Below are 11,693 nucleotides of genomic sequence, written 5' to 3'. Positions count from 1 at the left end.
CGTCGGACAACTCTCGGGTTCCATCCTGGACCCCGCATCACAGCGGGATCGATTCGGCATCAGCGGACTCCTTTTCCACTGATACGAAGCCCGATCGAAGAGCGTTTAGCTAGCAACACGAAGTTTTGTAACTGCTTCTAGTCGTGTCCCTCGCTTTGATGTTTCTGATTCTCCACAAAGGCTTCCATGGAACGCCTGCCCAAACAGCGATCATGTTCGTAAGCACTCTGGTGTTTGAGAAGCTCATGGATGGCATACGATTCCTATTCAAATTGGTCGTCGACACAACGAATGGAATCGCGAACAACGGTATGGCGCCGCTGATCCGCAGCAACAGACGCGAAAGCCGTTGCCCCACCTGCCTCGGGCTGGTGCTTTCCGAAATGGACATCAAGGAGCGTCCAGCAAAGTCGGGGGAAACACTCCCACCTGCGATGGGGCGTTGTTTGACGTGCGATAACTTCGTCGAGCAAAGCCGACAAGGTCGCCTAGAGCGATTGGGTGACCGTCTACTCGTTGCTCCTAGACAGCGAATCGCTCGATGGGACATCGTCGCATTTCGATCTCCTCAGTTTCCCGAAGAGACCTTTGCTGGGCGCGTCGTCGGATTACCCGGAGAGAAGATCGAGTTCGATGAAGAAAATCTATTAGTCGATCGAAAACCAATCGCCGTGCCCACCGCGATCGCCTCCACTTATCGCAAGAAGAAGCAGACGGACGCCTCCTTCGACGCCGACGAAGAACGTGCGTCGCTGCCTGGAGGTTTCAACGAATCGCTTCTCGAAAATGAATACTGCGTACTAGCGGACGATGCGAGGGCTGCGGTCGATTCGGCTTCACTCGGGCCGATTCTTCGCGACGACATTCTTGGTGTTGCTCAGTGGATCTTTTGGCCCCCGGCCCGATTCCGCAGGCTTTCGTAATGAGAACTTCGCGGGTCGCTCTCGCGCAACCCGTTCCGCTCCTTGTCGCTCCGGACGTCCGTTTCTAGAATCACGGTTTGTCCCGTTCCCGAGCGCTCTCCATAGAGCGGCTCGCTTCGCTTCGGAAAGTCGTGTCGGATGGCTCGCAAGTTCATCAATCAGTTCGGTCAGCAAGATCACATCAGCCAAGTCTTCTTGGCTTCCATGAAGCAACTTCGGGCCAATCGCAACGGCAACCTCTACCTCCAGGTCGAGCTTTCCGACCGCAGCGGCACGATCTCCGGCCGCATGTGGAACGCGAGCGATGTCGAATACCGCGGCTTCGAAGACGGCGATTTCGTCCGCATCGAAGGCTCGACGCAACTCTTTCAAGGCGCGATGCAGCTCATTATTTCCAGCATCCATCGAGCCCGACCGGAAGAGATCGACGAAGGGGACTTCATGCCCCTCACGCCGGCCGATATCGACAAGCTCGCCGGCCGTTTGTCCGCCCACCTACGCGGCATGAAGAATCCGCACCTGCGCAACCTCGCCGATTGCTTCCTGCTCGACACCGCGTTCATGAAGAAGTTCTCACGCGCTCCGGCCGGCGTGAAGAACCATCATGCCTACGTCGGCGGCTTACTGCACCATGTCGTGCAGATGATGGATCTCGTCTCGGCCGTGCGCCCGCTCTATCCGCAAGTCGACGGCGACCTTCTCTTGATGGGCGCATTCGTACACGACATGGGAAAGATCGACGAACTGAGTTACGACCGTGGCTTCGCCTACACCGACGAAGGGCAACTCATCGGGCACTTGGTCATGGCCGTCGCCGCGCTGGATTACAAAGCCCGTGAAGCGGAGAAACTTTCGGGCGAACCGTTCCCGGTGGAGCTCATCCTGCGATTGAAGCACATGATCGTCAGCCATCACGGCGAATACGAATACGGCAGCCCGAAACTTCCGATGACCCTCGAAGCCGTGGCGCTGCACTTGCTCGACAATCTCGATGCGAAGATGCACAGCTTCAATTTGTTGATCCGCGACGACCCGAACGTGGATAGCTCGTGGACGACGTACCACGCGAACCTCGGACGGAAGTTCTTTAAGGGAGCCGGACCGGGGGAGTAGAAAGTAGCAGGCACGTTCTACGTGCCGTAGCCACGGACGACTTCGGACATTCCGACACGCCACCATCGCCGAACGACACGATTGGGAACGACGCATGTGGCGAACGGCACGTGGAACGTGCCTGCTACTTAAGGGCGATTTCCGCCCCCTTTTGACAATCCTTAGCATTCTGCTAAGATACTTGTAGTGAAACCGATTTATTGGCTGGGCCTGCACGCATTGCGGCCCGCGAACGCTTCGAGGCTCAAGCTCTTATTCAGGAGTGCCTCGCTTCTGTTGGGAAGTTCCGCAGGGCTCAGCTATGCCTCGCGGCCCCTCATTCGTCGGCAGTGCCGCCCCTTCCACCGAGAGCCATGCTCATTCGTGTTTGCCTCCCGAAACTATTCATGAACCATAGCGCAACAGGCCTGAAATCATGCCGGTGATGATCAAATCTGCGAAGAAGAATGCGAACGGAGATCGCTACCTGGAGCTCGTCGGCACCTTTCCGCTACGACCGCTGACCGGCGACGCGCAACTCCGTCGCGCTCATCAGGTGGCCGAGTCGCTCGAAGCGAAAGAGAAACTGTCGCGTGACGAGCGCGACTATCTCGAGGTCCTCGGCGACATCATCGAGAAATACGAAGATCGCGAGGTCACGGTCGAGCCGGTTTCCGACGGCGAGATGATTACGTTTCTGCTGCGACTTAAGAAAGTCACTCAAAGCGTCGTTGCCCGCGAGACCGGGATTCCCAGTTCCGTACTGTCCAACGTGCTGCACGGCAAACGCCGCTTGAATCGGGGCCAGATCGGCAAACTCGCAGCCTACTTCGAGGTCGACCCCACCGTGTTCGATTTCCGCTCGCCATAACGTGCGACGAAAAACAACTCGCAATATACAAACCTTAGAAAACAAAGAATTCAGCGAAGCTTCGCGCGGCATGTTGCCGCTGCACTAAACTCAGCTCCGCAAGAAATATCGTTAGGAATACAGTTCGAATGTCTGAATCAGAAATGAATGAAACGGAAGGCCGTGAAGATGCCGTGAGCGCAGGTGCTCCGGATACGACGGCGAAACCGCCGACGGAAACGCTCACCTTGTCGGAGCGTGTGTTGGCGCATTTGAATGCGCCGAACTATCGGCCCGTCAAGCCGCGCGTCATCGCCAAGCAACTCAAGGTCTCCGAAGACGAGCGGCACGAAGTCCGTCGCGTGATCAAGAAGCTCGTCAAACGAGGGCTAGCCGTCTTCGGGGCGCAGCATCTCGTCGGCCCGATCCATGCTCCGCCGCTGAAGACGACGAAAAAGCAAAACAAATTAAGTGCGGAAATCGCAGCGAAAACCGTCGGCGACAATACGGCTAATGCTCCTTTCGCGAAACCGCAAGCGAAACCCGTTGCGGCTAGCGGGGATGACGAGCTACTCGCGGACGACATCGACGACGAGCTCGACATGACGCCCGAAGTCGAAAGCGACGAGGCTACCGAAGAGGTGCAATCGCGAGAGCGCCCGCTCCATCGGACGAAGCTCCCCGGTAAATCGAAATCCGGACTCGTCGGCACGTTTCGTCGCCATCAAGCCGGCTTCGGTTTCGTCCGCCCTTTGAATACGCAAGGCAACGATCGCGCCGGCGACATTTTCGTCCTCGCCGACGATGCGAGCGACGCCGCGACCGGCGACACCGTGCGCGTCAAAGTCTCGAGCGAGAAGCATCGCAATCGAAACGCCCAGGGGCGGATCATCGAGATCATGGAGCGGAAGACGCATCAGTTCGTCGGCACCTACCTGGAGACCGGCGGCGGGGCGTTCGTGCAAGTCGACGGCACGATCTTCAAGCAACCGATCTCGGTCGGCGATCCCGGCGCGAAGAACGCTCGGCCCGATGACAAGGTCGTGTTCGAGATGGTCCGCGTTCCGACCTACTGGCAGTCGGGCGACGGGGTGATCGTCGAAGTGCTCGGCGCGCGTGGCGAGCCCGGCATCGACACGCTCTCGGTCATTCGTGAATTCGACCTGCCCGAAGCGTTTCCCGACGATGTCGTCGAAGACGCGCGTCGACAAGCCGATGCGTTCGACGAAACGAATCTCGGCGACCGAATGGATCTTACCGGGAAGACCGTCATTACGATCGATCCGGTCGATGCTCGCGACTTCGACGACGCGATCTCGCTCGAAAAACTGGAAAACGGCCACTGGCTGCTCGGAGTCCATATTGCCGATGTCGCGCACTTCGTGCGGCCGAAGTCGCCGCTCGATCGTGAAGCGCGCGAGCGCGGCACGAGCGTCTACCTGCCCGACCGCGTGATTCCGATGATCCCCGAAGTCATCTCGAACGGCCTCGCCAGTTTGCAGCCCGATCGGGTACGGTACGTGAAGACGGCCTTTATGGAGATCACGCCGGAGGGTATTCGTTGCAACGTCGAGCTTCGCAACGCCGCGATCAAGAGTTGTCGCCGCTTCAGCTACGAAGAGGTCGACGACTATTTGGCCGACCGCACGGCCTGGAACAGCAAGCTGACGCCCGAAGTGCATGAACTTCTCGCGCGGATGCATGAGCTCGGCATGTTGTTGCGTCAGCGCCGGATGGCGAAGGGGGCGCTCGAGCTTTCGATGTCGGAAGTGAAGATCGATCTCGATAAAAACGGCAAGGTCGTGGGTGCGCATCGCGTGGTCAACACCGAGAGCCATCAGCTCATCGAAGAGTTTATGCTCGCCGCCAACATGGCCGTGGCCGAAACGATCGAAGAGGCCGGCTGGCACTTCCTGCGTCGCATCCATGAAGCCCCGGATCCTCGCAAGCTCAAGCTACTCGAAGGTTTCGTCAACTCGCTAGGCCTGACCGCCGAAGGGCTCGAAAGTCGCTTCGCGCTGCAACAACTCCTGGCCGACGCCCACGGTCAACCGACGGAACAAGCGGTCAATTACGCCTTGCTCCGCAGCTTGCAACGGGCCGTCTACGCACCGAACGAAGAAGGACACTACGCGCTTGCAAGCGATTGCTACTGCCACTTTACGTCGCCGATCCGCCGGTATCCCGACCTGACGATTCACCGCTTGTTCGATTGCCTCGTCAACGGCCATAAACCGCGCAACGACTTCGACGAACTCGCTTCGCTCGGCGAACATTGCAGCGACCGCGAACGACGCGCAGAGTCGGCCGAGCGCGAGCTGACGAAAGTGAAACTGCTCACTTACCTGAGCGACAAGATCGGCGAAGAGATGGAAGCGGTCGTGACCGGCGTCGAAGAATTCGGGCTCTTCGCGCAAGGTCGTGAGATTCCGGCCGAGGGGATGATCCATGCGAGCACGCTCGCCGACGACATCTATCATTACGATCGTCCGACGCACAGCCTCACCGGCCGGCGCGCGGGCAACGCGTTTCGGCTCGGCGATCGCATCCGCGTGACGATCGCGCATATCGACGTCGATCGCCGCGAACTCGATTTTCGCATCGTCGATCGACTCGGGCGCGCGAAAGTCGCGAAGCACGGCGAAGGGGTCGTCGGCAAACACGGACTGGAAAAAAACCGCTTCGAGAAGGGAGCCGAGCGAAAGAACTCGATTCGCCCCGCAAGCAAGGAAAGCAAACGTCGCAAGCGGTAGTCGATCGGAAAATTGCGAGATTCGAGTGCGCCTATTCCACGCAATCGGGGAACGACTGGAATCCTGGACGACGAGCGATAGAATAGCCACACGGCCGGCAGGCGGCACGCCCCCATAGCACTTTGCCGCCGACTGTCGCATACGGAAGGCTTCGATGACCGAATCGTTAGCAGGGACGCCGCTTCACGCTTGGCATGCCGCGCATGGCGGCCGGATGGTCGACTTCGCCGGTTGGTCGATGCCGGTGCAATACGCCTCGATCGCCGCCGAGCATACGGCCGTTCGTCAAGCCGCCGGCCTGTTCGACGTCTCGCACATGGGCCGACTCCGCTTCGAGGGTGCGGCCGACGACGGAACCGACACCACGGAGTTTCTCGATTCGTTGCTCACGCGCCGCGTCGGCGATATGAAGACGGGCCAAGTTCGCTACTCGCTCGTCACGAACGACTCCGGCGGCATTCTCGACGACATACTTGTCTATCGCTTGCAAAACGAAAGCGGCAGGACCTATCACTTGCTCGTCGTCAATGCGAGCAATCGGCGGAAGATCGTCGACTGGATCGAGCCCCGCCTGCACGGCAACGACCGCATTCGGATGACGGATGCGACCCACGAGTGGGCGATGATCGCCGTGCAAGGTCCGCGTGCCTTAAAGCTGGTGCAACCGCTGATCACGCTGCATCGGATGGCGACTCCGCTGGAAATGATGCGCTACTATCAATGCGTCGAGGCGCGCATTCGGAGCGGCAACGACGGACCTGGAGCGGCGGCGATCGTCAGCCGCACGGGCTACACCGGCGAAGACGGCTGGGAGTTGATCGTCGAAGCGCAACATCGCGACTTTCCCGGACATAAAGCCCTGCTGCCTCTCGCCGGCGATACGTCGCTGCCGCGGCGCGTCGGGCTCTCATTCGATGGAAAGCGAGTGCCGCGCGAAGGGTTCCATGTGCTCAGCGGTGCGGATGTCGTCGGCCGAGTGACGAGCGGCACTTTCTCGCCGACGTTCAATCAGCCGATCGCGATGGCTTACATCGCACACGAACAGGCGCATATCGGCACGGAACTCACCGTCGACATTCGGGGCAAAGGAGAGCCTTGCCGCGTCGTGCCGCTGCCGTTTTATCGGCGCGGACAATAATCTTCTATGCGTTAATCTCTTGCACGTTTCGATGTGAACTCTTCCATCTCCTCTCGCAAACACGACGGACCTTTATGCGACCCGAAGATCTCAAATTCAGCAAGACTCACGAGTGGGTCCATCTCGACGGCACGACGCAAACGGCGACCGTGGGAATCTCGGCGTTCGCGCTCGAAGCCCTCACCGATTTGGTTTACGTCGAGTTGCCGAAAGTGGGAACGAAGCTGAAGCTCGGCAGCCCGTTCGGCGAGATCGAATCCGTCAAAGCGGTGAGCGATCTCTATAGCCCTGTCGACGGCGAGGTGACCGCCGTGCATGCGGAACTCTCCGATCATCTCGACTTGCTAAAGAGCGATCCGTACGGCGAAGGATGGCTGTTGAAGATCACCTACGTCGAGTCGCAGCACTTCGCCGGCTTGATGAGTTACGACGAGTACCGGAAGCAATGTGCCGAAGAAGGGCACTAGAAGAAGGGGGCGGGGGTCGGGCGTCGGGGGTCGGGAAATTCGAGCGAGCTTGCATGAGTTATTTGTTCAATACTGATGAAGACCGGCGAGCGATGCTGGCTGCGATCGGCGCCGGGTCGCTCGAAGAACTCTTCGATCAACTGGTGCCGCGCGAACTGCAACTCGGGCGCGAGCTCGATATTCCGCCGGCCTTGAGCGAGATCGAGTTGACGGCCCACATCTCGAAGCTCGCGGCGCTGAACACTCCTTGTTCGGCGAAGCCCTGTTTTCTCGGCGGCGGCAGCTACGACCACTTCATCCCGGCCGCGGTCGATGCGATCGCCGGACGCGGTGAATTCTTCACTTCGTATACGCCGTACCAGCCCGAGGTGAGCCAGGGAAATCTGACCGTCACCTTCGAGTATCAATCGTTCGTCACACGGCTCACGGGCATGGATGTCGCCAACGCGAGCCTCTACGACGGCGGCACCGCCGCGACGGAAGCGGCGCTCATGTGCCTCGAAGCGACCGGCCGGCGAGGGCGCGTCGTCATCGCCGGAAGCGTGCATCCGGAATATCGTCAAACATTGCAAACGTACTTGGCATGCCTCAACGTACAACTCGTCACCGTCGGAGCCGCCGGCGGAACGGTATCGGCGGACGAAGTCGCCGCGGCATGCAACGACGAGACCGCCTGCGTGTTCGTGCAGCAGCCGAACTTCTTCGGCTGCCTGGAAGATGTCGAAGCGATCGGACGCGTAGCGCATGCGGCCGGCGCGATGTTCGCCGTCTCGGTCGATCCGATCAGCCTCGGCATGTTGAAGCGGCCGGGCGACTACGGTGCCGACATCGTCACGGCCGAAGGACAATCGCTCGGAAATCCGCTCCATTACGGCGGCCCCTATCTCGGCATCATCGCTTGTAAGAACGAATTCGTTCGTCGAATGCCGGGCCGAATCGCGGGGCAAACCGTCGATCGCCATGGGAAACGCTGCTGGGTGCTTACGTTGCAAACGCGCGAGCAACACATTCGCCGCGAGAAAGCGACGAGCAACATCTGCACCAACCAAGGGCTCTTCGCGCTCCGTGCGACGATCTATCTCGCTCTGCTCGGTCCGCAAGGGCTGCATGAAACGGCCGAGCTTTGCGCGCGGAAAGCGCATTACGCACGCAGCGCGTTCGGCGTCGGTTCGCGGTTCTCCGTTCCGTTCGCTTCGCCGACGTTCAAGGAGTTCGTCGTCCGCGATGTCGCCGACGACGTCGAAGCTCTCTTAGCTCAGGCCGAAGCGCGAGGTTATTTCGCGGGGATCGCGCTCGGTCGTTGGTATCCGGAACTTGCCGATTGCTTTTTGGTTTGCGTCACCGAGAAACGGACGAAGGAAGAGATCGACGGGCTTGTCGCCTTGCTCAACTCCCTCCCGTCGAAGACCGACGTAAACCGTTCCTCCGCTCCGATCGGGACGACTGCCGACCATGCGTAATGCCCGCGCCGTAATGCCGTTGTTCGAACTCTCGCAGCCGGGACGTCGCGGAGCGTTGCTGCCGCCGAGCGACGTTCCTTACGTTTCGCTCGACGAGATCTTGCCTGGTCCGGCGCGTGCGACATCCTCTCCGGCATTGCCGGAAGTCGCCGAGCCGGATGTCGTGCGTCATTTCACTTGCCTTTCGCAATTGAATATGTCGGTCGACACGCACTTCTATCCGCTCGGCAGTTGTACGATGAAGTACAACCCGAAACGCAACGAGCGACTAGCGTCGTTGCCGGGCATGCTCGAACTGCATCCGTATCAATCGGAATCGTCGTTGCAAGGGATGTTGCAGTTGCTCTTCGAGTTGCAGCACATGCTCGCCGAGATCGCAGGCCTCGACGCCGTCTCGTTACAGCCGGCGGCCGGAGCGCATGGTGAACTCACGGCGCTGATGTGTGCCGCGGCCTACTTCCGCGAGCAGAGTGCTCGTGAAGGGAGTCGCCCGCGTCGCAAGGTGCTCGCGCCCGATAGCGCACACGGTACCAACCCCGCCAGCGCCGCGGTCGCGGGCTTCGATGCCGTCACGGTGAAAAGCACGTCCGACGGCTATGTCGACCTCGAAGACTTGCGCGCGAAGCTCGACGACGAAACGGCCGTGTTTATGATTACGAACCCGAACACGCTCGGGATGTTCGAGAAGAACATTCGGCGGATCGCCGACATGGTGCATGCCGTCGGCGGGCTGCTCTATCTCGACGGCGCGAACATGAACGCGATTCTCGGGATCGCGCGCCCCGGCGACTTCGGCGCCGACATGATGCACTACAATCCGCACAAGACTTTCAGCGGGCCGCACGGCGGCGGCGGGCCGGGGGCCGGACCAATCGCGGTTCGGGCGATGCTCGCGCCGTTCCTTCCCGCACCGATCGTCGCGTTCGACGGCGTGCGCTATCGGCTCGACTACGATCGGCCGAAATCGATCGGCCGCGTCCGAAGCTTCTTCGGGAACACGGGCGTACTCGTCCGAGCGTATTGCTACATCCGCTCGTACGGACCGAAGGGGTTGCGCGAAGTGAGCGAGAACGCCGTGCTCAATGCGAACTACTTGTTGAGTCGCGTTAAGGATCTCTTTCCGGTCGGGCAGGGAGATCGTTGCATGCACGAGTTCGTCGCCACGGCGGCGAAGATGAAGGCAGAGAAGGGGGTGTCGGCAATGGATATCGCCAAGCGTCTGCTCGACTACGGTTTCCACGCACCGACGGTGTACTTCCCGATCACGGTGAAGGAATCGATGATGATCGAGCCGACGGAAACCGAAAGCAAGGAAACGCTCGACGCTTTCGCCGATGCGCTGCGGCGCATCACGGAAGAGCCGGCCGAACTTCTGCACTCCGCTCCGCACACGACCCCGATCAGCCGGCCGGATGAAGTGAAAGCCGCTCGACAACCGACCACTTCTTGGCCGCTGTGACTACGACCCGCGATCCGACGTTAAACCCGCTGGAGCTGATCGTCGATCCGCCGGCCGCCGGGGCATGGAACATGGGCATCGACGAGATGCTTATGGAGCGCGCGGCGGAGCAAGACATCGCGACGCTTCGCTTCTACGAATGGTCCCCCGCTACGCTCTCGCTCGGCTACTTTCAAAACGCCGCCGACCGAACGGGGCACGTCGCGAGTCGGGATACGCAATTGGTGCGGCGCTCGAGCGGCGGCGGGGCGATCTTGCATGATCGGGAGCTCACTTACTCGATCAGCCTGCCGACGAAGCACCCGTTGGCTGCCGACGCCGAGACGCTTTATCGCCGGATCCATGGCTCGCTGCTGACGACGCTCGCCGGGTTCGGAATCTCCGCCGTCTTGAACAAACAGGCACTTGTGCAACTCGGCGGGGAGCCGTTTCTCTGTTTCGAGCGCCGCGCCGTGGGAGACGTGCTGCTCGAGGGGTCCAAGATCTGCGGTAGCGCGCAGCGTCGACGGCGCGGGGCGGTGCTGCAGCATGGCAGCATTCTGCTTGCTCGATCATCGGCCGCGCCGGAACTCCCCGGCATTGCAGAGCTGGCGCACGCCCCCCTTTCAAGTGCTGCGCTGCGTGAGGCATGGATCGACGTTTGGAACCGAACTCTCTATCCGTTGCGTGCTTGCGATCCTTATTCGCCCGAGCAGCTTACGGCCGTCGAGCGGCATACCGCCGACAAATACGGCTCCGATGCTTGGACAAAACGAAGGTGATGCTCATGGGAGCCTCATCGAATTATGGTATTTTGACCCATACCCGATCGCCGACTACGATGAACTTGATCGTTCGGCTCCCTTCATGCGGCTTGAACTATGGATGTCAAACTACAAATCTTAGTCGGCGGCAGCGCCGGCCAAAAGCTTTCGGTTGCCGCGCCGCTTTTTCTTATCGGCCGCGCCGATGAATGCAACTTGCGGCCGAAGAGCGCGCACATCAGTCGCAGGCATTGTGAAATTTCCCAAGCCGATTCCCGAGCGACGGTTCGCGATCTCAATAGCCGGACCGGCACCTGGGTCAACGGCATTCGCATTCCCACCGATCGTGCCGTCGAATTGCAGACCGGCGATCGATTGAAGATCGGGCCTTTGGAATTCGAGGTGCAGCTTACGCATAGCTTAGGGGGGAAGAAAAAACCGAAAGTCGATAGCATAGAAGAGGCGGCCTCGCGCACGGCCCAAGCGACCAGGACCGACGTTCATCACGACGATGTCTCGCAGTGGCTCCTCCCGGATGATGTCGACCTCTCGCTCGGCGACACTCAGGAAGAATCCCCGGGCGCACGAACGATCGTCTCGGCGGCTGATTTCATGTCGCTCGGCGACACTACGACGACGGGCAAGACGGAAGAACAGGCAGCTGACAGCCCAGGCAGGATCGATCCGCGCACGGCGGCGACCGAAGCCCTCAAACGGCACTTGCGTCGCGGATAAACTCTGCGCCTAATAGACGGTGGTCGATTTCCAGCCGTTCCGTTCACTTCTAACGCCGCCCCGCCGGCTGTCG

At 60.2% G+C, this 11,693-nt stretch carries 10 protein-coding genes; all 10 read left to right on the top strand.

Features of this window, described 5'->3' with window-relative positions; translation table 11 throughout:
* Positions 1-143: 143 nt before the first annotated feature.
* The 10 genes from lepB to K8U03_02760 all read left to right on the top strand — a co-directional run bounded on the left by lepB (position 144) and on the right by K8U03_02760 (position 11,620).
* Complete coding sequence (gene lepB / locus K8U03_02805) at positions 144-923, top strand: signal peptidase I (protein MCE9603813.1); 780 nt, start codon at positions 144-146, stop codon at positions 921-923.
* 138 nt (positions 924-1,061) lie between these two features.
* On the top strand, positions 1,062-2,036 hold the full coding sequence (locus K8U03_02800; protein ID MCE9603812.1) for an HD domain-containing protein: 975 nt from the start codon (positions 1,062-1,064) through the stop codon (positions 2,034-2,036).
* A gap of 424 nt (positions 2,037-2,460) precedes the next feature.
* Positions 2,461-2,886 (top strand): helix-turn-helix domain-containing protein, encoded by a 426-nt coding sequence (locus tag K8U03_02795; GenBank protein MCE9603811.1) that lies wholly within the window; start codon positions 2,461-2,463, stop codon positions 2,884-2,886.
* Positions 2,887-3,014: 128 nt separating this feature from the next.
* A complete protein-coding gene (gene rnr / locus K8U03_02790) occupies positions 3,015-5,618 on the top strand; it encodes a ribonuclease R (protein ID MCE9603810.1) in 2,604 nt (867 codons plus the stop codon).
* A gap of 154 nt (positions 5,619-5,772) precedes the next feature.
* Positions 5,773-6,756: a glycine cleavage system protein T gene (locus K8U03_02785; protein ID MCE9603809.1), complete on the top strand. Its 984-nt coding sequence runs from the start codon at positions 5,773-5,775 to the stop codon at positions 6,754-6,756.
* 74 nt (positions 6,757-6,830) lie between these two features.
* Entirely contained in the window at positions 6,831-7,223 is a 393-nt protein-coding gene (gene gcvH, locus K8U03_02780) for a glycine cleavage system protein GcvH (protein ID MCE9603808.1), read from the top strand.
* A gap of 53 nt (positions 7,224-7,276) precedes the next feature.
* Complete coding sequence (gene gcvPA / locus K8U03_02775; GenBank protein MCE9603807.1) at positions 7,277-8,683, top strand: aminomethyl-transferring glycine dehydrogenase subunit GcvPA; 1,407 nt, start codon at positions 7,277-7,279, stop codon at positions 8,681-8,683.
* The gene (gene gcvPB / locus K8U03_02770) at positions 8,676-10,142 is read left to right on the top strand and encodes an aminomethyl-transferring glycine dehydrogenase subunit GcvPB (protein ID MCE9603806.1); all 1,467 of its coding nucleotides are present in this window, start codon (positions 8,676-8,678) and stop codon (positions 10,140-10,142) included. The genes gcvPA and gcvPB overlap by 8 nt, the downstream gene beginning before the upstream one ends.
* Positions 10,130-10,903 carry a lipoate--protein ligase gene (locus K8U03_02765; protein ID MCE9603805.1) on the top strand — a complete coding sequence of 258 codons (774 nt, stop codon included), beginning with the start codon at positions 10,130-10,132 and terminating at the stop codon, positions 10,901-10,903. The genes gcvPB and K8U03_02765 overlap by 13 nt, the downstream gene beginning before the upstream one ends.
* Before the next feature lie 99 nt (positions 10,904-11,002).
* Positions 11,003-11,620, top strand: coding sequence for an FHA domain-containing protein (locus tag K8U03_02760; protein ID MCE9603804.1), 618 nt, complete (start codon positions 11,003-11,005; stop codon positions 11,618-11,620).
* The last annotated feature ends 73 nt before the right edge of the window (positions 11,621-11,693 follow it).

It is taken from the genome of Planctomycetia bacterium (assembly GCA_021413845.1).
Classification (GTDB): Bacteria; Planctomycetota; Planctomycetia; order Pirellulales; family PNKZ01; genus PNKZ01.
This window is presented reverse-complemented; position numbering and strand designations above follow the sequence as displayed.